The following is a 22,480-nucleotide window of genomic DNA, read 5'->3' on the forward strand; positions in this document are numbered from 1 at the left end:
ATGTTAGTTATCTAATCTAAATGGTCGGCCATAACCCAGAGCACCACTGTTAGAGCCTGTGTCTGAGCCTAATGCCTGTCCAAACCCGACAATACCAAAGTTGATACCCAGGTTTTGTTCATACTCAGGTTCGCTGTTGTCGACACCGAGGTTTTCGTAAGAGCGGATTAAGTCGGAATAAGTGAAACCAATATACCAACAATCCGAGTTGTACCGTAAACTGGCAACCAACTCCAGTGGAATACTTTCTGTGGTGTCGTAGTAGTACTGTACGTTGGCTTGCCAGTTGCGATTAATGGAATAACCAGTAACTAGACCGAGCTGAGAGATACCGTCATTGGTGATGTTTTCGGTATCAAAATCTACGGTGCTGTCGATGTAGTCTTTTGTGACGTATCGGTAGTTACCTTGGATATACCCTCGGCCGTGTCTGTACTCTAGACTGCTATTTGCCGTCGCAAGTTCCCCTTGGTCAACAGAATAATAGAGGCCACCGTGGTAATAAAGGTAATCGTTAAAGTTAAAGTCACCTTCCATTGCCCAAGCCAATTGATCGTCGTTAGGGGTGTCATATCGATCGTCTAGGTGGATTATTTGCCCGAATGATAAACTGGCTCGTTCTCGATACTCATCGTCGTAGAATCGCGTAGAGGCGCCATAACTGATTTGGTTTGCAGCGACAATATCATCGACGCCACTTTTCTTACGCGGCCTGAACAGACTGTAGTAGTCGCCTTGCAATGTAGTTGTATCGTAATTGCCATAGATTCCAGATTGGTCAACTTTACCAACGTATAAGTATTGCACTGTGGGTTCGAGCGTTTGTGTATACCCGCCAAATAACGAGGTATCACGCTCTAGTATTAGTGTACCGATCGAGCGAAATTGAGGGACAAATCTGACGACTTCCTCTTCTAAATCGTCTACTCCAACATAGTTTTCAATGTCTTGGTTGTAGTAGGTTCCTAGTAGTCGAGCTTCTGTTATCGCCGATCCCCAAGTGGTTACGATAGGGATTGTAGCGCCTGGCTCTATGTGTACTCGAGTCGCGCCTTCTGGTTGAACGTCGGTGGTGCCGTCCGTTTGAAAACGCGTGACGTGTGAAATGACGTCTAAGTCCAGATATTTGTATACCTGTGGTAAGTAGTAGTTGGCTTCTAACTGCGGCAGCATTTCATAGGGAAGGCCATCTTCAGCGTTTGGCTCATACAATAGTTGGAAGCTACGAACTCTTAATGTGGTATCCCAGTTTTGGTTACGGTAAGAGGTATAGGCATCTTGAAGCAGTTGGCCGTCTTCACGTTCACCGATGTTAGAGTCGATGTCGCGGAAAAAGTAGATGTCGCTTACTTGGCCGTAATCGATGCCAAATTTCCAGTTATTATTGTATATACCGTTGTGCTGCAAGCCCACACCCCAGCGGTCACCAAGGTCTTCGTACAGTTTGTCTTCACCTAACCACTGAAAGTCGACTTGAGACTGCCCGAAGTCGGTGAGTAAGCGAAATTGGTTATCAAGTTGCAACCCACGGTTTTGCATGTACTTGATGTTGGTTTCGAGATCGTAATTTGGTGCAATGTTCCAATAAAATGGGATTTCAGCTTCAAAACCGTCTCGAGAACCGAAGGCTACTGAGGGGTAGAGAAAACCCGTTTTTCGCTCATCCCCTGTAGGAATTGTCATATATGGCATCCAAAAAACAGGGACTTCTTGGATCTCAAAGCGTGGGTTATGCAACGTGGCTGTTTGCTTATCTTGATCAATCTCGATAGAGCTTGCCTTAAACTGCCATGATTTATCGTCTTCGGGGCAAGAGGTAATTGTACCGTCTTCTAATTCGTAATAGTTTTTGCCTTCAGAATAGATAAGTTTGGCGGTGCCACGGCCTTGCTCACACAACATTTCGTAGTCGGCATTTTCAATGGAACTGTTGTTGGTATCGAGATCCGTTGTGACACGAGTCGCGTCGGTCTTGATTTGGCCATCGGTCAGAAAAACGTTGCCTTCCGCAACAGCGATATTATCGGTTTCGTGGAAGGTAACGGTATCGGCCTTTAAAACTTTGACGCCCTGCGTAACAACGACATCACCTTCATAGCGAGCTTTATCACCGCGCTGTCCAGCTAATGAGTCTGCCTCAACATAGGTGGTTTGAGACTCAATGTCTTGATTTTCATCACTGTTGACCAAACATTGATCAAAGTTATCACCGAGAGCATGACTGCCATCAGTTGTGGTATTCTTGGTTGTGTCAGACTCTGCAGCCACAAAATTTGGCAACGCGCACAGTATGGCAAAGAGTAGGGTGCCAACTTTTGTGCGGGAATCATTATGCATTGAGTAGTACTATCCTATGTAACTAGATTTTCGGTCCGTTAGAATGGTTGACCGAGTCCTTGAGGAAATGTTCCTTATAATAATGGAATTTGTGTCATCAAGCGAATTTTGATGCGGAGTTCTATAGATAAATTAGTCGATTGAGAGCAAATAGCATGCATTACTTTGGCAAGTTGATTGGGGTTTTATTTGGTACGATGTTTGGCGGTTTTTTAGGCGCGCTCATCGGCTTATACCTTGGCCATCGATTTGATCGCGCCCGTGCCCGCGCCAACCACCCATTCGGTGGTACTTCTGGAGGGTATCGAGGTACCGCCTCACAGCAGCAGCGACAAGGCGAGTTTTTTAAAGCGACATTCGCGGTAATGGGGCATGTTGCAAAGTCTAAAGGGCAGGTGACTCGTCAAGAAATTGAGTTGGCTAGCAACATTATGCAGCGCATGCGTCTGGACCCAGAGCAAACTAGCGCGGCACAGGCGGCGTTTCGTGACGGTAAGGAGAGCGACTTTCCTTTAGACGAGATACTGCAAAAAGTTCGCACGGTAACGGCAGGGCGTTATGACTTACTGCAATTTTTTCTTGAAGTTCAGGTCTCGGCCGCGTTCGCGGATGGGAGTCTCGATCCCAAAGAGCGCGCGATTTTGCACACCATTGCCCAAGGGCTTGGGTTCAGTGCTGCGCAACTTGAACAGCGTCTTCGTATGCAAGAAGCGGCGTTTAGATTCCAGCAAGGCGGCTTTGGTGGCCATCACCAAGGGCAGTATCAAGGTGGGCAATGGCAACAAGCACCTAGCGCCAACCAGTTAAAGGATGCGTTCGAGCTTATTGGTGTGAGCGAGGATGCCGATTCGCGTGAAGTGAAGCGAGCCTACCGTAAACTGATGAATGAGCATCACCCAGACAAGCTGGTGGCGAAAGGTTTACCACCAGAAATGATGGAGATGGCTAAAGAGAAAGCGCAAGAAATTCAAAATGCGTACGATTTGATTAAGAAAGAGAAAGGGTTTAAGTAAAACACTCGTTAGTATTGAATTGATAGTAGAATAGTTCAATTCAAAAAGAGTGCATGCAGTAGGGTGAGCGCATGAGTCTGCAAAAACCGCACAATTCGGCGTATGACTTCCGCAAAGCGCCGTGAAATCATCCCTGATGGCTCCGACACGGCGTCCATGCCGTGTAGGTTTGCTCCAGTCACACACCAAATTGTGCTCACAAAACGTTCATGACCTTGCCTTGGTACATGCAGGTTTTTAGAGTTTTACACCCTGCTAATGATTGGATGAGTCAACTCTTTAGCAGGGCGTTTTCGTGTGCGATAAGTCGCGTCTATTATTTCACTTCGTTCAGCGACCAGTCATAGTCAAACTTCACCTTACCTGAGAAATTCGCCACCTCTGGTCGAATTTCAGCAAGATGATCAATAACACCATCACTTCCTCCAAAGTCGACCTCAAACCAGTCGTAAATGGATGATAAGGTAAGTTGACCATTGGACAAGAGCACGCCTTTGTCGCTAGATATATAGCTTTGCATCGCTTGTTGCAATAACTGTTCGGTATTGGCCTCAGTAAATGCACGTTGCTGTAGGTTGGGACAGCCGAGACTGGCACAGTTCACCGCATAGTGGGTGCGTGGATCTTGCCAAATCGGGCGCAAAATTCTGTGCTCAATATCGTTCAGTGTCAGCGCTTGACCATTTATGGTGGTAATCTCCTTGTCCCAAGGACCAAAGCTAAATAGCCCGCCAATCTTAGTAATTGATTTTGTGGGGTAGTTATCCAAAATAATATCAATGGTAAAGGCGTTATACAGGTTCACCCAAAATGCGTATTGCTGCTCACGCGTGAGTTGATGCGGATCCACCTCACTCATCTTTGATAAGTACGTTTTTAGTGATTGTTTATCTTGGGTAGTGACTTGATTGTATTTCACTAGGGTGTGCTGCCCTTGCACAACTAAATAGCTGTCCAGAAACTCTTGATAGGGCTGATGATCAATGTCTACAGCCTTGGCATCAGCAAAAGGTTGCCAGTAGTCCCAAAGATCCGCTTTAGGCGCGGCGAACAGTGAGCAAGAAAAAACAACCGCAGTTAGTATAAGTAGTCGATTTACAAAGGTGAACATTGAATCTTCCCTGTCAATATCTTGGTTAAGTGTACGTTAATTAAGACCCCATGGCCGGGCATTTACTTTCACTAAAAAAACAAAAAGCCGCAAAACTCATCGAACGCGAGTATTGCGGCTTTGTCTATAAGCTATCGTTATTTTAAAAAGCTAGGAATTTTGCTTTCAAAATCAGAGATGGCTTGCTCATGTTGCAGGGTTAGACCTATGTTGTCTAAGCCATTAAGTAGGCAGTGGCGTCTAAAAGAGTCAATCTCAAAGCTGTACTCTTTGCCATTCGCGCGCACCTTCAATGCCTCTAGATCGACTTCTACGGTTGCCCCTTCGTTACCTTCGACAAACTCAAACAGCTCATCCACTTCGGCTTCAGTTAATTGAACCGGAACCATCTGGTTATTGATGGAGTTACCATAAAAAATGTCGGCGAAGCTCGGCGCAATCATCGCTTTAATGCCGTAGTCGGCCAGTGCCCATGGTGCGTGCTCACGCGATGATCCACAGCCAAAGTTTTCGCGCGCGAGTAGAATACTTGCCCCGTTATAACGAGGGTAGTTTAAGACAAACTCTGGGTTCGCCTGCTGACCCGCATCGTCCAAAAAGCGCCAGTCATGAAAAAGGTGTTTGCCAAAGCCTAAGCGAGAGACTTTTTGCAAAAACTGTTTGGGGATAATGGCATCGGTATCGACGTTGGCTGCATCTAAGGCGACGACAATACCGGTATGTTGTTTAAATCCAGTCATGAGTTATCTCCTTAGTCCAACGTACGAATATCAACAAAGTGACCAGCAATGGCTGCTGCAGCGGCCATCGCTGGGCTAACCAAATGAGTTCGCCCTTCACGGCCTTGTCGCCCTTCAAAGTTGCGGTTCGACGTCGACGCGCAGCGCTCTTTTGGACCAAGGCGGTCATTGTTCATTGCAAGACACATTGAGCAACCTGGCAGACGCCATTCAAAACCCGCTTGCTTAAAGATCTCATCTAAGCCTTCCGCTTCAGCTTGCGCTTTAACTTGTTCAGAGCCAGGAACAATCAAGGCTTGAACATGAGAGGCAACTTGGCGGCCTTTAGCAACGGCCGCGGCCGCGCGCATATCTTCGATGCGTGAGTTGGTGCAAGAGCCAACAAACACCTTATCGATGTTGTAGTCTGACAGAGCTTTGCCAGCTTCCAATCCCATATAAGCCAAGGCTTTTTCGGCTGAGGCTTTTTCGACAGGGTCATTGAAGCTCTCTGGTGCAGGAATTGGCTCATCCACCGCAATTACTTGGCCTGGGTTGGTTCCCCAAGTCACTTGTGGTTTGATGTCGGCGGCTTGCAAGGTGACAACCGCGTCAAATTGAGCATCGTCGTCCGATTTCAGTGTCGACCAGTAGGCAACAGCGGCATCCCAGTCGTCGCCAGTTGGTGCAAATTTACGTCCTTGTATGTAGTCGAAGGTGGTTTGGTCTGGGGCGACAAGACCGGCTTTCGCGCCTAGTTCGATGGCCATATTACACACCGTCATACGACCTTCCATGGAGAGAGCTTCTATCGCCTCACCACAAAACTCAACCACGTATCCCGTGCCGCCTGCAGCGGTGGTTTTACCAATGATGGCAAGCACGATATCTTTCGCGGTTACGCCTGGGTTTACGTGACCTTTTACTTCAATTTTCATAGTCTTGGCACGGCCCTGTTTTAGCGTCTGCGTTGCCAAAACATGCTCAACTTCTGAGGTGCCAATACCAAAGGCTAACGAGCCAAATGCTCCGTGCGTCGCGGTATGAGAATCACCACACACAATGGTCATGCCCGGCAGAGTAATGCCTAGCTCTGGTCCCATAACATGCACAATACCTTGATATTTATGGTTGATGTCATACAAGGTGACGCCAAATTCTTCACAGTTTTTAGCCAGCGTTTGCATTTGAATTCGTGCCATATCACCAGAGGCATTGATGTCTTTGGTGGTGGTGGATACGTTATGATCCATAGTGGCAAATGTTTTGCCTACTTGGCGAACCGTACGTCCTTTCTCGCGTAATCCATCAAACGCCTGTGGTGACGTGACTTCATGCACTAAGTGACGGTCGATGTACAAAATTGGGTTTTCACCCTCAGCCTCGACCGCAATGTGCGCATCGTAGACTTTTTCATATAGTGTTTTTGCCATGTTGTGTTCCTTGTAGGCGGGCGGGCCCGCCTAATCTAGAGTTCCATTTTGCTATAACAATTCTTTTTAGCCAGCGGCTTGATTACGCGTTGCTGATGTACGCTGCGATGGTATCGCCCATTTGCGATGTCGTCAGAGCTTTTCCTGCTGCAGCAAGATCAGCAGTCAGCTCACCCGCAGATAGCGCTTGGCTCACCGCTTTTTCGATGGCTTGCGCTGCGTCTTCTTCACCTAGGCTGTAGCGCAGCATCAGTGCGGCCGACAGAATTTGAGCCACTGGGTTGGCGATGTTTTTACCCGCGATATCAGGAGCACTGCCACCGGCTGGTTCATACAAACCAAACTGGCTTTCATTGAGGCTGGCTGACGGAAGCATACCCATGGAGCCTGTGATCATCGCGCACTCATCTGAAATAATATCGCCGAAGATGTTAGAACACAGCATCACATCAAATTGCGCAGGATCTTTAATCAGCTGCATGGTCGCGTTATCGATGTACATGTGAGAAAGCTCTACGTCTGGGTAGTCTTTAGCAATCTCTTCGACCACTTCACGCCAGAGAATGGAGCTTTGCAGCACATTGGCTTTGTCTATTGAGCACACTTTCTTATCGCGTAGGCGCGCTGACTCAAAGGCAATTTTGGCAATACGTTCGATTTCGTAGCGATGGTATACCTCGGTATCAAACGCTTTTTCGTCTTTTCCTTCACCTTCACGCCCTTTTGGTTGCCCAAAGTAGATACCGCCGGTGAGCTCACGCACCACCACAATATCAAAACCACGACCAGAAATGTCGGCGCGCAGAGGAGAGAAGTCTTCTAAACCTGCGTGAATTTGCGCAGGGCGTAGGTTACAAAACAGTTGGAAATGCTTACGTAGCGGAAGTAGCGCACCACGCTCTGGCTGATCGTTAGGCGGTAAGTTCTCCCATTTAGGACCGCCAACAGAGCCAAATAGAACTGCGTCTGATTCTTCACAGGCGGTTAATGTTGCAAGCGGAAGCGGAGAACCATGATTATCAATGGCGATCCCACCGACATCATGCTCACTACGCGTAAGAGTAAAGCCAAATTTTTGTTCAATTGCGTCGAGGACTTTGTTGGCTTGCGCCATCACTTCTGGGCCAATACCATCACCTGGCAATACAGCGATGGTGTAATTCTTGTCTGTCATGATCTTCCTTAATAGTTTTCTTATGCTTAATTTTTTAAGTGCGAGTTGATAGCGCCGTAATTTTCTTCGTTATCAACTCGCTTTTGTTACTAAACCGTCGCCACTTTTTTTTGTTTGATTTCGGCGATTTGGTCGGCGCGATGAATGCTGTTTATGACGTGCAGCAATGCTTGTCCTGAGGCCTCAACAATATCGGTTGAAATACCTGTACCGTGATATTTACGACCTTTATAGTTGGCGATGATATCAGCCTGACCTAATCCGTCTTCACCTTCACCTTTCGCCGTTAGGTCAAACTTGTCCAATACAATGTCATAACCTGTGACTCGATAAATACATTGGTAAAGCGCATCTACAGGGCCGTTACCCACAGCCGCCTCAGAGGTTTCGGTATCGCCACACTGCAATTTAATGCTGGTGGTCGCCATCACACTGCCCGATTGAACGCTCAAGTAATTCAACTTATAGAAGTCGTCTTCATCACGCAAGTTTGAGAAGTGCATCAAGGCTTCAAGGTCGTAATCAAACACCTGGCCCTTGCGATCGGCAAGCTTCAAGAAGTCTTCATATAAAGCGTCTAAGTTATACTCTTCATCTTTATAGCCCATGCTGTCCATGTGGCTCTTCACCGCAGCACGACCGCTGCGAGAGGTTAAGTTTAGTGCTTGATTTTTAAGACCAATAGACTCAGGCGTCATGATCTCGTAAGTGTTTTTATTTTTTAGCATGCCATCTTGGTGGATGCCTGATGAGTGACTAAAGGCATTACCGCCCACAATGGCTTTGTTGTCTTGAATCGGCATGTTGCACAATTGGCTAACAAGCTTGCTGGTGCGAGAGATTTCATCGTGTTTAATGTTGGTGCCAACGCCAATTAGATTCTGGCGAGTTTTTAAAATCATCGCCACTTCTTCTAGTGCGCAGTTTCCGGCGCGCTCACCAATACCATTGATGGTGCCTTCGATTTGGCGAGCACCGGCTTGGACAGCCGCAATAGAGTTAGCCACAGACATGCCCAAGTCATCGTGACAGTGCACAGAAATGACCGCCTTATCGATATTAGGGACGCGGTCAAACAGTGTTTGAATGATGCCACCAAATTCATTTGGAACGGTGTAGCCAACGGTATCTGGAATGTTGACGGTGCTTGCACCTGCATTAATCGCCGCTTCTACCATACGACATAGATTGTCGATGGGTGTACGCCCTGCGTCTTCACAAGAAAACTCGACATCGTCGGTATAGTTACGCGCATGTTTTACTGCTTTTACCGCCATCTCAACCACGTCGTCATAACTGCGGCGCAATTTGTCCTGTACGTGGATCGTTGAGGTAGAAATAAAGGTATGAATTCGAAATTGCTCAGCAACGCTCAGTGCTTGCGCTGCGGCGTCGATGTCTGCGGCAACTGCGCGAGACAATGCAGCGATACGACTGTTCTTAATGTGTTTAGCAATAGTTTGTACTGATTCGAAATCACCTGGCGAAGAGATAGGAAAACCAGCTTCAATTACATCAACGCCGAGACGCTCTAACGCATAGGCTATTTGCAGCTTTTCCTTAACCGTCAAACTGGCTGAAAGGGCTTGTTCGCCATCGCGTAGCGTGGTGTCGAAGATAATGACCTGATCCTTCATTTTTAGAATCCTCTTAATAGTGAATCGTTTGCTCTAGCATTTTCTAGGGCGATAAGTACAAAAAAACCCGCCTAGTGCGGGTTGTCTATTTTGTGGTGTTTATGTTTCTTCCACAGCCTACCCGCGCGATTGATTCACGATAAGCAGGAGGAGTAGTGAAGAGACAAAACGGTGCATATTTTACGTCCACAAAAAGTTGATAACAAATTAGTACCCAAAATGACCATCAGCGTCAAGGACAAAATACTTTTTTTATTAAATCGACTTGCATACAGCACAGTGTACAATTTAAAATCTGAGTAATTAATCGGTTGGATAAATACCGAGAATTAAACTAATATCAGACTAGCTGATACACACTTAAAATCCGCCGCGTAGAAATTTTCGATTTATGATTGCAAAGAGTGATGGTGATATGTCCGAACAGACAACCAAAAAAAAAGTCGGCCGCCCCACGGGGAAATCCGACGCACGTGCTCAATTAATTTTACGGGCCCGAGAGCTATTTACTTCTATGCCATATGACAAGGTGTCGACAAGATTAATAGCCGAAAAAGCTGGGGTTAACTCAGCGATGATCCGCTATTACTTTGGAAATAAAGAAGGGCTATTCGAAACCATGGTAAGGGAAACTATGGACCCTCTCAGGCAAAAGATGCACGAGCTACAAAAGCGTGGCGATCAAGTGACGCTGCTGGACATGATGTCTATGCAAATGACCCAAATGAAAGAAATGCCCGATTTTCCTAAGCTGGTATTCCAAGGTATGCATATGCCAGCATCTGCAGTACAGCGACAGCTGTTAGTCAAAGTTTTTTCCGAAATGATGGATACAGAGCATCATCGTATTTTTGCCAAAATGTCTGAAAGTGCATTATTGCGAGAAGGGCTGGATCCTAAAATGGCAAGACTTTCTGTGATCAGTTTAATCATGTTTCCATTTCTGGCTCCCGCACCAATGTTGGAGCTGCACGGCATTGAGTTAGACGATGAGTTTCTAGAAGGTTACTTGTCGCACAATATTGCTTTAATCACCAATGGGTTTATGAAACCCGGCGCTAAAATTGACTAAGGAACGTTAATGTCTCTGTCTCGTAAACTACTTTTCTTCCCATTTTTTGCAGCAGGCATCGCTATTTTAGTGATTGCCGTAAAATCTCAAAAAGATCTTCCCGTCGAACCCATTTCGGAGCGTGCGCGAATTGTCGATGTGATTCCACTAGAAAGGACGTCAATTGCCCCTACTGTGATTGGCTATGGGCAACTTCGCCCAAAAACCGAATGGAAGGCCATAGCTGAAGTGACCGGTCAGGTTTTGTATCGACATCCTGATCTTGAAAAAGGAAAGATCGTGGAAGCCGGTACGCAAGTATTGCGCATAGATCCCATTGATTACGAATTGCAACTTGCTCAGGCAGAAGCCGATTTGAGTAAGTCTAAGACAAGCCTTACAAAGCTCACACTCGAGAACACCAATTTAAAGCAAACCATAAAAATCGAAGAGAGCAGGCTTAAACTGAGTGAGAATGAGTTGTCGCGGATTCAAAATCTGGTTTCTAGAGGCCTGGCCTCACAATCTGATGTGGACTCACAGCAGCAAAGCTATCTTGCGCAGCAAAAACTGGTTCAAGACATGCGCAATACATTAACCCTTTACCCAGAAGAAAGAAGCGCAACGCAAGCTGCGGTGCATGTAAGTCAGGCGAATGTGGATCAAGCCAAAAATTTATTGGATAAAACCAGTATAACCCTACCAGCAACCATGCGTGTTTCGACCGTGGATATTGAAATTAATCAGGTGGTCAACATGCAGCAAACCATGTTTGTAGGGCACTCAATAGAAGCGATTGAAGTCGAAGCGCAACTGTCGATTCATGATCTACAAACCATTGCAAGCAGTGCCGGAGCCATTGCTGCGGTAGGCAATCCTCAAGCCATTCCTAACTTAGATAAAATGAGCGCAGTCGTTACTCTTTCTAGTGGACAACTGACGGCAGAGTATCAAGCGAGAGTCGCGAGACTAAGTGATACCGTGGATGTAAACCAAGCGACTGTTGGTGTCATTTTGGAAATTGACCAAGATTTGCAAACAAACTTGTCCGAAGGTAAGCCATTGTTGGTTAACGGAATGTTTGTTAAAGCATCGATTACAGGAGCGAAACAAGATTTGCTAATGGTGCCTGAGCGCGCGTTGCATGGCGATCGAATTTACCTCATGGATGACAACGGAAAGCTCGATATTCGTCAAGTTACCGTGCTTTATCGACAAGATGGACAAGTGGTCATCGAAGGTGACGTAACCACAGGGGATATGTTGGTTCTTAATGATCTGTTGCCAGCGGTGGAAGGAATGGCTCTAAGAGCGGCTGAAGGAGATCAGCTATGATCCGATTTTTCGCTCGTCACCCTACAGCAGCAAACCTACTCATGTTGGGGATCATGTTGGTGGGATTAACGTCCCTAGGTAACATCAAACGAGAAACCTTTCCGGAATTCAGTCCTCCATACATTATGGCTGGTATTGTCTACCCCGGAGCGTCTCCTCAAGAAGTGGAAGAGAGTCTCTGTGTTCGCCTTGAAGACGCGGTCGATGGGTTGTCTAATATTGTTGAAACACGCTGTGAAGCGATTGAAGGCTCAGCTCGACTTGTTTTGAAATTGAATGATGAAGCGGACATTGGTCGAATGTTGGTGGATGTTCAGACCCAAATTAACTCGATTAACGACTTTCCTGATGAAATTGAGTCTCCTGTTGTTCAAGAGTTAGATTGGAATGAACCGGTCGTCGATGTCGCTGTTGTAGCAGACATGCCTTTACCGCAATTAAAAGCCTATACAGAAGATCTAAAGCGCAGCCTCAAACTCGACTACGGTGTGTCCTTAGTGGATATTGCAGGCTTTTCTGATCACCAATATCGGATTGAACTGAATACCCACGCCATTCGGCAACTTGGTTTAAGTGTTAGTGATATCGCAACGCAAATTGGCCGGCAAAACATTAAGTTACCTAGTGGTAATATTGAAACGGAGCAGAAGAACTTTCTGATCCGTTTTGATGAACGCCGCGTGACCCCACACGAGCTCGAAAGCATTGTGGTTGGGTCGGGCGAAAACGGCTCAGTGATCCGCTTGCGAGACATAGCGACCATAACCGATCGCTTTGAACTCGATGAGCAAAAAATTCTGTTTAATGGCTCTCCGTCAGCAGTATTAAAGATCAGTAAAAACAAGCAGGATGATGCACTGCGAATAAAAGATCAGGTGGCGCTGTTCGTCGCTGATCATCAAGCGATGGCACCCGATGGTGTTGTGCTTGAAATGACTAACGATCTCTCTTCATTGCTGTGGGATCGCTTAAGCATGATGCTCAAAAATGGCTGGCAAGGTATCGTTCTGGTATTTTTCACAATGTGGCTGTTCTTTAGTTTACGATATTCTGCTTGGGTCGCAGCAGGTCTACCGGTCGCGTTCTTAGGTGGCCTGTTTATGATGGCGCAGCTTGGGCTATCGATAAACATTATGTCACTGGTCGGCTTGCTAATGGCGATTGGTATTATGATGGATGATGCCATCGTGATTGCCGAATCCATAGCCTCCCATCTTGAACGCGGCTATAGCATTGACGAAGCAGTATACAAAGGCGTTAAAAAAGTCCTCCCTGGCGTGTTGTCTTCATTTCTCACAACCATCTGCATTTTCGGTAGCTTGCTGTTTCTGCAGGGGGAAATGGGTGCTGTACTGCGCGCGGTGCCGCAAGTGTTGATTTTAGTGTTATCGGTCAGTCTGATTGAAGCGTTCTTAATTTTACCTCACCACCTCGCACACTCACTACACCGTCAACGCAAGGAGCGAGAGCCACTCGCCTTCAAACGCCGTTTCTTAGAAAAGTTTGAACATTTTCGCAATGTACATTTAGTTAATGCGGTCACAAAGGTAGTGGCTTACCGCTACGCCTTTGTTGGTTTTGTTCTGGCGCTAATGATGTCGTCCATTGCGTTGCTTGCCAGTGGCATGCTTAAGTTTGTTCCTTTTCCTGAATTGGATGGCGACATTGCTGAAGCTCGTGTCATCTTGCCTCCAGGTTCGTCGTTGTCACAGACGGAAATCGTTGTTGATACCATCGTAGCCGCAGCCGAGAAACTCAATACGCAATGGAGTGACGAACAAGAAGGTGGCGAGCAACTTGTAAGACAGATCACAAGCCAATTTAATACTAACGCTGACGCCAACGAAACTGGACCACACATTGCCACTGTGCGTTTGGATCTGCTGAGCGCTGAAACTCGCAACAGCAACATAGACCGCTTTATTGACGCGTGGCGAGAGGAAGTTGGCGAGTTGACGGATCCGGTTTCACTCGTGTTTAAACAGCCATCGATGGGACCGGGAGGTCGCGCCCTAGAAGTGCGGATTCAGCACGATGATGTGCATGAACTCAAGGCTGCTTCCCAAGAGATACAAGACTATTTTTCTGGTTTTAATGGCGTAACTGGCGTGATGGACGATATGCGCTTAGGTAAAGAAGAGGTATTGGTTCAGCTTCGTCCTGGTGCAGAAACATTTGGTGTTAACGGCCAAATGATTGCCAATCAGTTGCGCTCGGCCTTTTATGGTCAAACTGCCGATGAAATCCAAGTTGGCGTCGAAAACATAAAAATTGATGTTCGCTTAGATAAACAAGAAGCGGGCGATCTGCAGCAGTTGGCTAACTTTCCCATCATGATGGCCGATGGCAGTCAAATCCCGTTGGGCGCTGTTGCTACCTTGGACTTTCAGCGAAACTATGTGCGAATACAACGAATTAACGGGTTGCGAACGGTCTCAGTATTTGCGGATGTAGACACCACTAAGACCAACACGGGCGAGATTGAACGGCAGTTCCGACGTGACATCGTTCCGGATCTTAAAGCCGATTACCCTGGGTTGCGATTCGATTTTGAAGGTCAGTCTAAAGATGCCGCCGAGACAGGTTCGTCTATGGCGAAAGGTTTCATGATCGGTCTGTTTGGCGTGTTCATGATCTTAAGCTATCAGTTCCGCAGTTATGTGGAGCCCTTTGTGGTGATGATCGCAATACCTCTCGCCTTTATTGGGGCAGCCTACGGTCATTTACTGTGGGGACACCCAATGAGTATGCCGAGCATGCTTGGTTTCATTTCGCTGGCGGGGATTGTGGTCAATGACTCAATATTGTTGGTCCAATACATTCGACATCATATTGAAGAAGGGGACATTATTTATGATGCGGTTGTAAAAGCCAGTCGTGAGCGCTTTAGAGCTGTGTTCTTAACTTCACTCACCACTGCAGCAGGCCTATTACCATTACTTGCAGAAACCAGCTTGCAAGCTCAGGTGATTAAACCTCTAGTGATCTCGACTGTGTTTGGTATTTTTGCTTCTACATTGTTGGTGCTATTTATGATCCCATCGGCTTATGCCATTTTGGCCGATTTTGGATTGGTTCATAAACGTCACGAAGAGTGGGAAGATGACATAAAAACCAGCTAATTGATTTACCTTTAAACGTGTGTTGTTGAAAGAAGGGCCGGATGGTCCTTCTTTTTTTAATACAAAAGACATCCACGCTTCACTTACTTGTCACTTTTGGAGGCTAATTTTTAACTTCAAGATGTGAAAGCCAAGGAGGCGAGAATGTTACTCCAACCAATCGCTCGTATTGCACAGTTTGATCTTAATTTTTCCATACTTTGTTTGGATCACCGTTTTAGTATTGAAGTCGCTAAAGTGTGTCGTTGGATATCGCGTACCGGTGATGGCCCTCTCTATGTGGTTTTGGCTATGGCTCTTCTATGGCTAAGACCAACGCTAGGATGGAGCTTTCTTTGTGCAGGGTTGCTGGCCTTTGCCATTGAACTGCCTATCTATTGGCTCACAAAAAATGCGGTTAGGCGCCGAAGACCAGCCGAACTAACGCGGGTGATCCCCGCATTCATTACCCCCTCAGATCGCTATAGCTTACCTTCCGGACACTCTGCGGCCGCTATGGTGATGGCGACACTGATTGCTTATTTCTTTCCAGCCTTTGCAGTAGTGGCATTGCTTTGGGCTATGGCCGTTGGTCTATCAAGGATTTTATTAGGCGTTCACTTTTTGAGTGATGTGATTGTTGGAATGTTGTTGGGCGCTGCTAGCGCAAATGCTGCATTATTGATGGTGAGCTAAGATGAAAATTTTGTACGGTGTTCAAGGTACAGGTAATGGGCATATCTCTCGAGCACGAGCGATAGCCAGTGAGCTCGAAAAAACCAATGTGGAAGTCGATTTTTTGTTTTCTGGCCGAGCGCAGAATGGATATTTTGCGATGGAGTCTTTTGGTGACTTCAGCCTGAGGCAAGGTTTAAGCTTCGTCACCCATAAAGGACGCGTGAGTTATGCGCGCACGGCACTTAATAATAATCCATTGCGTTTTGTCAGTGAAGCGTGCTCGTTGGATTTAAAAGACTATGACTTAGTGCTAAATGATTTTGAACCTGTGTCGGCTTGGGCTGCAAAATACCAAGGTGTCCCTTGTATTGGTGTCAGTCATCAAAACGCCTTTCGATACGATGTGCCAAAAGCAACATTTGGCCTCGTAGACCGCGCAGTGATCCACCAGTTTGCTCCTTGTGATTTTGAGTTGGGTCTTCATTGGTATCATTATGATCAACCTATTTTGCCCCCCATAATCAGTCACTCCACTGAGCAATCCCCTGAGTTTGGCGAGGCCTTTCTGGTGTACCTTCCGTTTGAGCTTTTAGGGCATATTACGCGTTTGCTTACTCGTTTTGATGGTGTGCAATTCGTCTGTTATCACCCGGGCATCGAGTCGGAGTATCAAAGTGAGAACGTTCTTTATAAGCCATTAAGCCTACAAGGGTTCAAACAAGACTTAGCTCATTGCAGGGGCGTTATTTGCAATGGTGGATTTGAACTGCCTTCAGAAGCTTTGGCTCTGGGTAAGAAACTTCTTTTGAAACCTCTAAAAGGCCAGTTTGAACAACAGAGCAATGTAGCGACGCTAGAAGCTCTAGGGTTAGCGACCACAATGCAACACTTGGACAGCTCCATCATGAGCCAATGGGTGAAAGAGGATCTAGGAGAGCCCGTTTACTATCCAAACGTCGCACAAGACATCGTTCAGTGGTTATTAAAAGCGAATTGGTCTAATCAAAATGAGTTGGTTGACTCGCTCTGGAGCCGGGTTGTTTTTCCGAGTTATGTGGAGTTGAGTGCGTAGAGCTATTACTCAAACTTATCGTTTTAGGCTAAAAATACACCAAAACTCTAATTTATGTATTTTTTGATGTTTTCTAAATCATTGTTTTAAGGTGCCTTGTTGGCAGGCAGTATAAAATGTAATCAGATGTTGTTAAATCGGTTGTCTCAACAAATTCAATTGCTCATAGTGAGTGTCATGCAATATTCATTCGATTGATAATTGAGCAGTGAACCAGGCAAGGAGTGTCAAGAAAGGTCAGTCAGAAAATAGACGCTCAACTATTGTCATGAATCTTACAGTTAACGCTCAGTTAACGAGTTACATGATTTAGAGACCAGGAAACTATGAACTTCACTTCCGATGCCACCAAAGAACAGCTAATCACAGTAGAGACTACTAACCGAAGCATGCCAACACTCCGTGGGGTTGATCTCAATCTGCTAACGGTTTTTGATGCGGTAATGCAAGAGCAAAACATTACTCGAGCCGCGAAACTGCTTAATATGTCGCAACCCGCAGTAAGTAATGCTGTTTCTCGTCTAAAAATCATGTTCAAAGACGATCTGTTTTTGCGTTATGGCCGCGGTATTCAGCCGACACAGCGAGCAAAGCAAATATTTGGCCCAATTCGACAAGCGTTGCAATTGGTAAAGAATGAGTTGCCAGATACTGAGTTTATTCCTCAGTTTTCGACCCGTCAGTTTTCTGTTGCGATTGGTCAGCCTAATGATGTGCGCTTGGTTGGAAAAGTACTACGCCACATTCAGGATTTAGCCCCTAATGTTGAACTTCTGATACAAACAGCAACGGCAAGTGATATTGAGCAGAAGCTACGAATTCAAGAAGTAGACTTTGTCATTGATTTCTCAAAACCTGCGTCGGATGAGTATCGAAGTATTGAACTGTTTACCGACCAATTGGTCGTGCTTGCAGCAAAAGATCACCCAAGAGTTCAAGACTCACTAACTTTAGCCCAACTGCAATTCGAAAAGCACGCACAGCTAACAAGGCAAAATGGTATACAGTCATTTACGCAAGCGGCGTATGCGGAAATTGATTGTAAAGCCGCCTATTGGGGTCTAACAATCACAAACCTAGGCTATGTTGTGTCTGAATCAGAACTGCTCACGATAGTACCTATGTGGGTCGCTAGCGCGATGAGTGAAGTGAATCCTAACTTGAACATCCTTGAATTGCCTCTTAACAATAGACAAATCACCACGTACTTGAGTTGGCACGAAACGGCTCAGCAAAGCTCTGCACATAGTTGGTTAAAGGAGCAAATCGTGAGTATCGCTAAGTCGAAACAGTTAAATTAACCCTGCAATAAGGTGATTAATTCTCAGTGCTAGGGCGGCTTAGTTGACAGCAGCAGCCCTGTTTTGTACGGCGGATAATTTAGCAATAATTGGTTACATTCTATGCGGTGAGATTTTGATTGCGTTTTGAGCGAACGGTTGTACACTTGTGGCGATTATTAGCTTACAAGTGTAAGCCCAACCGGTGAGTCTATGCAAAATTCCTCTTATCATATTGTCAAAAGAATCCGCGAACAGGTTGTTGCGGGTCAAACGAAACCCGCACTACGCTACAAGCAGGATGGCTCGTGGTTAGACATAAGTTGGAGTGAATTTGGTGAACGGCTAGATTCGCTGTCAAAAGCACTAATAGTGAATGGCATTGCGCCTCAAGATAAAGTCGCCATCTTCTCAAACAACATGCCCCAATGGAGCATTGCTGACATTGGTGCGCTGCAGGTTAGAGCAGTAACAGTACCGATTTATCCAACCAATACCCCAAAACAAGCCTCTTACATCCTCCAAGATGCCGACGCTAAGATTTTGTTTGTGGGCGAACAGGCGCAATACGACGCCGCTTTAAGTATATTCGACGAATGCACCCAGCTCGAGTTGGTGGTTGCTATGTGTGAGGATATTACTTTAAGTGAAGAGATTAACAGTTGTCATTGGGCTGAGTTTCTAGAGCAAGGTACAGGTAGCAACGATCAACTTGAACAGCGTTTGAATGACGCCAATTTTGATGATCTTCTAACCTTGATATACACCTCTGGTACAACAGGGCAGCCAAAAGGCGTTATGCTCGACTACGCTAACTTTGCCAGCCAATTGAAGTCTCACGACGAACGCTTAAGCCTAGCACCAGATGATGTGTCATTAGCCTTTTTACCGCTGTCACATGTATTTGAACGCGCATGGTCTTTCTATGTGTTGTATACCGGCGCAACTAATGTCTACCTAAAAGACACAATGCAAGTGGTAGAGGCCCTAAAGGAAGTTCAGCCAACCATCATGGCGGCAGTTCCTCGCTTCTATGAAAAAGTGTTCTCAACCATCCACGAAAAAGTATCCAAAGCATCGTTTGTAAAGAAACTGATGTTTACGTGGGCGGTAAATATGGGAGCAAAAGTGGCTGCTGCCAAGAAAGAGCAACGTAAGCCGGGTTGGTTATTGAAGAAAAACTACGCCTTAGCAGACAAATTAATACTGTCTAAACTGCGAGCAGGCCTAGGTGGAAACATAAAGTTCATGCCTTGTGGTGGTGCGAAACTGGATGAAACCATTGGTCGTTTCTTCCATGCGATAGGGATCAACGTTAAGCTAGGTTACGGCATGACCGAAACTGTGGCGACGGTGACCTGTTGGGATGACGAACAATTCAACCCTGACTCTATTGGCACTGTTATGCCTGGTGCGGAAGTTAAAATTGGTGAAAACAACGAAATTTTAGTCCGTGGCCCTATGGTCATGCGCGGTTACTATAAAATGCCCGAAGAGACTGAAAAATCGTTCGATGAGCACGGCTTCTTGAAAACGGGAGATGCTGGCCATTTTGATGAGCATGGTAATTTGTTCATTACGGACCGTATTAAAGAGCTGATGAAGACCTCAGGCGGTAAGTACATCGCACCTCAAATGGTCGAGGGTACCCTTGGTAAAGACCACTTTATCGAGCAAATTGCCGTAGTTGCAGATACCCGTAAATTTGTGTCCGCCTTGATTGTGCCAAGTTTTGAAGCACTAGAAGAGTACGCGAAAGAATTAAACATTAAGTATCACGATCGATTGGAGCTGATTAAACACAGTGAAGTGGTTGAGATGTTTGAAAAGCGTGTTCACGCACTGCAAAATGAATTAGCACGATTTGAGCAAGTGAAGAAATTTAAGCTGTTGCCAAAATCATTCTCTATGGATGAAGGCGAATTGACCCCGACTCAAAAGCTTCGTCGTAAAGTAATCAATGAACGTTATAAAGACGAAATCGAAGAAATGTACGATGAGAAAAAGGGCAAGTAATCGCTCAAAATAACAAATTGTTAACTGAAACACCTGTAATGCTACATTGCAGGTGTTTTTTTATGCAAATACGGTTGATCTAATTTGTCCAATAAAGGTACAGTGACGTTAGAAGCAGTGTGAACCCACACCGCTGACATAGCACACCGAGTAGGAATCTCGGTCAGGCTAACCATAAGTCCTACTATGTACTGCCACAGCAATGACTTGGAAATTGAGTCATTACTTGGGTAAGGAGACAATATGAAAACAACCCCTACACCAGACGCTACCGCTGGTGCTGAAATGCTATCTGGCGCACAAATGGTCGTTCAATCCCTCATCGAGGAAGGTGTCGAACAAATTTTTGGCTACCCTGGCGGCTCAGTTCTAGACATCTACGATGCACTTCATGCCAAAACCGATCACATTAAACATGTGTTAGTTCGACACGAGCAAGCGGCGACTCATATGGCCGATGGTTATGCTCGTTCAACAGGCAAGACAGGCGTGGTTTTGGTTTGTTCAGGGCCTGGTGCAACCAATACCATCACCGGTATTGCGACTGCGTATATGGATTCAATTCCAATGATAGTCATATCAGGAAACGTCCCCAACAGTCTAATTGGTAACGATGCGTTTCAAGAGTGTGACATTGTTGGTGTTTCTCGTCCGGTGGTAAAACATAGTTTTTTGGTGAAAAAAGCCGAAGACATCGCTGAAACCGTTAAAAAAGCATTCTACATTGCCAATACTGGGCGACCAGGACCTGTGGTGATTGATTTACCTAAAGACATTTTAAACCCACTGATCAAGTTTCCTTATCAATACCCTAAAACGCTGAAAATGCGCTCTTACAATCCAACAACTTCGGGGCACAAAGGGCAAATTAAGAAAGCGCTTAAAGCTCTTTCTGAAGCTAAGAAGCCAGTTCTTTATGTGGGTGGTGGCGCGGTTATTTCTGATGCCAGTGAGCCGCTGATTAAGCTAGCGAATGCGCTTAACCTTCCGGTAGTGAGTACTTTAATGGGGCTTGGGGCATTCCCTGGAACGCACAAAAACTCGGTCGGTATGTTGGGAATGCATGGTACCTATGAAGCGAATATGACGATGCACAACGCAGACTTTATCTTTGGGGTTGGGGTGCGTTTTGATGACCGTACTACCAATAACCTAGAGAAATATTGTCCAAATGCCAAAGTGGCGCATATCGATATCGATCCTTCTTCAATTTCTAAAAACGTTCGCGTTGACCTTCCTATCGTGGGCTCGGCCGATAAGGTTCTCACCACTATGGTAGAGCTGCTAGAAGAGCAGTCCATCACTAACGATGACGATGCGATGAACACATGGTGGGGTGAGATTCAAGCATGGCGCAATCGTCATTGTCTTGCTTACAAAACCTCAGAAGACAAAATCAAACCACAGCAAGTCATTGAAGCGTTGTACAAAGCAACCGATGGCAAAGCGTACGTGGCATCGGATGTTGGACAGCACCAGATGTTTGCGGCTTTATATTATCCGTTTGATAAGCCGCGCCAATGGATCAACAGTGGTGGACTTGGCACCATGGGATTTGGTTTACCTGCGGGTATGGGGGTTAAATTTGCCCATCCTCAAGAAGAAGTGGTTGTCGTAACCGGAGATGGCAGTATTCAAATGAATATTCAAGAGCTCTCTACCGCACTGCAATACGGAATACCGGTGAAAATCATCAACCTGAATAACCGATTCCTTGGCATGGTGAAACAGTGGCAAGACATTATCTATCAAGGTAGACACTCCAACTCGTACATGAGTTCAGTACCAGATTTTGCAGCAATTGCTGAAGCTTATGGCCATGTTGGTATTCGTATTTCCTCTCCAAGCGATCTCGAAAGCGGTCTTAAACAAGCACTGGATATGAAGGACAGACTGGTGTTTGTTGATATTAATGTGGACGAGACAGAGCATGTTTATCCTATGCAGATTAAAGGCGAAGGTATGGACAAAATGTGGCTAAGCAAAACGGAGAGAACCTAATGAGACATATCATTTCTTTGTTAATGGAAAACCAACCCGGTGCATTGTCACGCGTTGTAGGGCTATTCTCTCAGCGTGGTTATAACATTGAATCACTCACTGTTTCGCCAACAGATGATGAAACCTTATCTCGTCTAAATATCACGACTAAAAGTAATACGCTGCAACTAGAACAGATTCAAAAGCAACTCAACAAGTTGATTGACGTGCTAAAGGTGCAAGAGGTCACCGAAATTGATCATATCGAACGTGAGTTAATGATGGTGAAAGTGAAAGCGTGTAAAGATGAGCAACGCGCAGAGGTGAAGCGAACTGCCGATATTTTTAGAGGGCAGATTGTGGATGTAACTGCGAAGCAATACACCGTGCAATTGACTGGACCGAGCGATAAGCTAGATGCATTCTTAACCTCAATCGCAGAAAACACCGAGGTGATTGAAGTCGCGCGAAGTGGTGTCGTTGGCATTGCACGTGGGGAACGGGCGCTCAAAGCGTAATTGTTGTTATTTTTCAGTGTGTGAA

At 45.8% G+C, this 22,480-nt stretch carries 16 protein-coding genes; 10 read left to right on the forward strand and 6 right to left on the reverse strand.

Translation table 11 applies throughout. From position 1 onward, the window contains the following. Nucleotides 1–3: 3 nt before the first annotated feature. The gene (gene lptD, locus JQC93_RS13205) at nucleotides 4–2,337 is read right to left on the reverse strand and encodes an LPS assembly protein LptD (protein ID WP_205158903.1); all 2,334 of its coding nucleotides are present in this window, start codon (nucleotides 2,335–2,337) and stop codon (nucleotides 4–6) included. Nucleotides 2,338–2,492: 155 nt separating this feature from the next. Between lptD and djlA the strand changes: the two genes are divergently transcribed. After that, the gene (djlA, locus tag JQC93_RS13210; RefSeq protein WP_205158904.1) at nucleotides 2,493–3,350 is read left to right on the forward strand and encodes a co-chaperone DjlA; all 858 of its coding nucleotides are present in this window, start codon (nucleotides 2,493–2,495) and stop codon (nucleotides 3,348–3,350) included. A gap of 316 nt (nucleotides 3,351–3,666) precedes the next feature. On the opposite strand, the gene JQC93_RS13215 is transcribed toward djlA, so the two are convergent. The 5 genes from JQC93_RS13215 to leuA form a co-directional block, all read right to left on the reverse strand. After that, nucleotides 3,667–4,461, reverse strand: a complete 795-nt coding sequence (locus tag JQC93_RS13215; RefSeq protein ID WP_205158905.1) for a DUF547 domain-containing protein — start codon at nucleotides 4,459–4,461, stop codon at nucleotides 3,667–3,669. A 137-nt stretch (nucleotides 4,462–4,598) separates the two neighbouring features. Then, nucleotides 4,599–5,201, reverse strand: coding sequence for a 3-isopropylmalate dehydratase small subunit (leuD, locus tag JQC93_RS13220; RefSeq protein ID WP_205158906.1), 603 nt, complete (start codon nucleotides 5,199–5,201; stop codon nucleotides 4,599–4,601). A gap of 11 nt (nucleotides 5,202–5,212) precedes the next feature. Continuing rightward, nucleotides 5,213–6,613 carry a 3-isopropylmalate dehydratase large subunit gene (gene leuC / locus JQC93_RS13225; protein ID WP_205158907.1) on the reverse strand — a complete coding sequence of 467 codons (1,401 nt, stop codon included), beginning with the start codon at nucleotides 6,611–6,613 and terminating at the stop codon, nucleotides 5,213–5,215. An 82-nt stretch (nucleotides 6,614–6,695) separates the two neighbouring features. After that, a complete protein-coding gene (leuB, locus tag JQC93_RS13230) occupies nucleotides 6,696–7,787 on the reverse strand; it encodes a 3-isopropylmalate dehydrogenase (protein WP_205158908.1) in 1,092 nt (363 codons plus the stop codon). Nucleotides 7,788–7,876: 89 nt separating this feature from the next. Continuing rightward, the gene (gene leuA, locus JQC93_RS13235) at nucleotides 7,877–9,424 is read right to left on the reverse strand and encodes a 2-isopropylmalate synthase (protein ID WP_205158909.1); all 1,548 of its coding nucleotides are present in this window, start codon (nucleotides 9,422–9,424) and stop codon (nucleotides 7,877–7,879) included. Nucleotides 9,425–9,839: 415 nt separating this feature from the next. On the opposite strand from leuA, the gene JQC93_RS13240 reads away from it, so the two are divergent. The 9 genes from JQC93_RS13240 (at nucleotide 9,840) to ilvN (ending at nucleotide 22,455) form a co-directional block, all read left to right on the forward strand. Next, complete coding sequence (locus JQC93_RS13240) at nucleotides 9,840–10,496, forward strand: TetR/AcrR family transcriptional regulator (protein WP_205158910.1); 657 nt, start codon at nucleotides 9,840–9,842, stop codon at nucleotides 10,494–10,496. A gap of 9 nt (nucleotides 10,497–10,505) precedes the next feature. Next, nucleotides 10,506–11,810: an efflux RND transporter periplasmic adaptor subunit gene (locus tag JQC93_RS13245; RefSeq protein ID WP_205158911.1), complete on the forward strand. Its 1,305-nt coding sequence runs from the start codon at nucleotides 10,506–10,508 to the stop codon at nucleotides 11,808–11,810. Then, on the forward strand, nucleotides 11,807–14,932 hold the full coding sequence (locus tag JQC93_RS13250; RefSeq protein ID WP_205158912.1) for an efflux RND transporter permease subunit: 3,126 nt from the start codon (nucleotides 11,807–11,809) through the stop codon (nucleotides 14,930–14,932). The genes JQC93_RS13245 and JQC93_RS13250 overlap by 4 nt, the downstream gene beginning before the upstream one ends. 144 nt (nucleotides 14,933–15,076) lie before the next feature. Then, the gene (locus tag JQC93_RS13255; RefSeq protein WP_205158913.1) at nucleotides 15,077–15,607 is read left to right on the forward strand and encodes a phosphatase PAP2 family protein; all 531 of its coding nucleotides are present in this window, start codon (nucleotides 15,077–15,079) and stop codon (nucleotides 15,605–15,607) included. A gap of 1 nt (nucleotide 15,608) precedes the next feature. Next, nucleotides 15,609–16,661, forward strand: a complete 1,053-nt coding sequence (locus JQC93_RS13260) for an MJ1255/VC2487 family glycosyltransferase (RefSeq protein WP_205158914.1) — start codon at nucleotides 15,609–15,611, stop codon at nucleotides 16,659–16,661. A 326-nt stretch (nucleotides 16,662–16,987) separates the two neighbouring features. Next, a complete protein-coding gene (gene leuO / locus JQC93_RS13265) occupies nucleotides 16,988–17,962 on the forward strand; it encodes a transcriptional regulator LeuO (protein ID WP_205158915.1) in 975 nt (324 codons plus the stop codon). 192 nt (nucleotides 17,963–18,154) lie between these two features. Continuing rightward, on the forward strand, nucleotides 18,155–19,957 hold the full coding sequence (locus JQC93_RS13270) for an AMP-dependent synthetase/ligase (protein ID WP_205158916.1): 1,803 nt from the start codon (nucleotides 18,155–18,157) through the stop codon (nucleotides 19,955–19,957). Between the two features lie 243 nt (nucleotides 19,958–20,200). Then, on the forward strand, nucleotides 20,201–21,958 hold the full coding sequence (locus JQC93_RS13275; RefSeq protein ID WP_408068607.1) for an acetolactate synthase 3 large subunit: 1,758 nt from the start codon (nucleotides 20,201–20,203) through the stop codon (nucleotides 21,956–21,958). Beyond that, nucleotides 21,958–22,455, forward strand: coding sequence for an acetolactate synthase small subunit (gene ilvN / locus JQC93_RS13280; protein WP_084889068.1), 498 nt, complete (start codon nucleotides 21,958–21,960; stop codon nucleotides 22,453–22,455). Before JQC93_RS13275 ends, ilvN begins: the two co-directional genes overlap by 1 nt. Nucleotides 22,456–22,480: the final 25 nt, after the last annotated feature.

Origin of the sequence: Vibrio ulleungensis, assembly GCF_016900875.1 — a bacterium.
Classification (GTDB): Bacteria; Pseudomonadota; Gammaproteobacteria; order Enterobacterales; family Vibrionaceae; genus Vibrio; species Vibrio ulleungensis.

What these genes read in the sequence shown, in the direction of transcription:
- lptD (WP_205158903.1), bottom strand. Translation starts at nt 2,337, where the DNA reads ATGCATAATGATTCCCGCACAAAAGTTGGCACCCTACTCTTTGCCATA.
- djlA (WP_205158904.1), top strand. Translation starts at nt 2,493, where the DNA reads ATGCATTACTTTGGCAAGTTGATTGGGGTTTTATTTGGTACGATGTTT.
- JQC93_RS13215 (WP_205158905.1), bottom strand. Translation starts at nt 4,461, where the DNA reads ATGTTCACCTTTGTAAATCGACTACTTATACTAACTGCGGTTGTTTTT.
- leuD (WP_205158906.1), bottom strand. Translation starts at nt 5,201, where the DNA reads ATGACTGGATTTAAACAACATACCGGTATTGTCGTCGCCTTAGATGCA.
- leuC (WP_205158907.1), bottom strand. Translation starts at nt 6,613, where the DNA reads ATGGCAAAAACACTATATGAAAAAGTCTACGATGCGCACATTGCGGTC.
- leuB (WP_205158908.1), bottom strand. Translation starts at nt 7,787, where the DNA reads ATGACAGACAAGAATTACACCATCGCTGTATTGCCAGGTGATGGTATT.
- leuA (WP_205158909.1), bottom strand. Translation starts at nt 9,424, where the DNA reads ATGAAGGATCAGGTCATTATCTTCGACACCACGCTACGCGATGGCGAA.
- JQC93_RS13240 (WP_205158910.1), top strand. Translation starts at nt 9,840, where the DNA reads ATGTCCGAACAGACAACCAAAAAAAAAGTCGGCCGCCCCACGGGGAAA.
- JQC93_RS13245 (WP_205158911.1), top strand. Translation starts at nt 10,506, where the DNA reads ATGTCTCTGTCTCGTAAACTACTTTTCTTCCCATTTTTTGCAGCAGGC.
- JQC93_RS13250 (WP_205158912.1), top strand. Translation starts at nt 11,807, where the DNA reads ATGATCCGATTTTTCGCTCGTCACCCTACAGCAGCAAACCTACTCATG.
- JQC93_RS13255 (WP_205158913.1), top strand. Translation starts at nt 15,077, where the DNA reads ATGTTACTCCAACCAATCGCTCGTATTGCACAGTTTGATCTTAATTTT.
- JQC93_RS13260 (WP_205158914.1), top strand. Translation starts at nt 15,609, where the DNA reads ATGAAAATTTTGTACGGTGTTCAAGGTACAGGTAATGGGCATATCTCT.
- leuO (WP_205158915.1), top strand. Translation starts at nt 16,988, where the DNA reads ATGAACTTCACTTCCGATGCCACCAAAGAACAGCTAATCACAGTAGAG.
- JQC93_RS13270 (WP_205158916.1), top strand. Translation starts at nt 18,155, where the DNA reads ATGCAAAATTCCTCTTATCATATTGTCAAAAGAATCCGCGAACAGGTT.
- JQC93_RS13275 (WP_408068607.1), top strand. Translation starts at nt 20,201, where the DNA reads ATGAAAACAACCCCTACACCAGACGCTACCGCTGGTGCTGAAATGCTA.
- ilvN (WP_084889068.1), top strand. Translation starts at nt 21,958, where the DNA reads ATGAGACATATCATTTCTTTGTTAATGGAAAACCAACCCGGTGCATTG.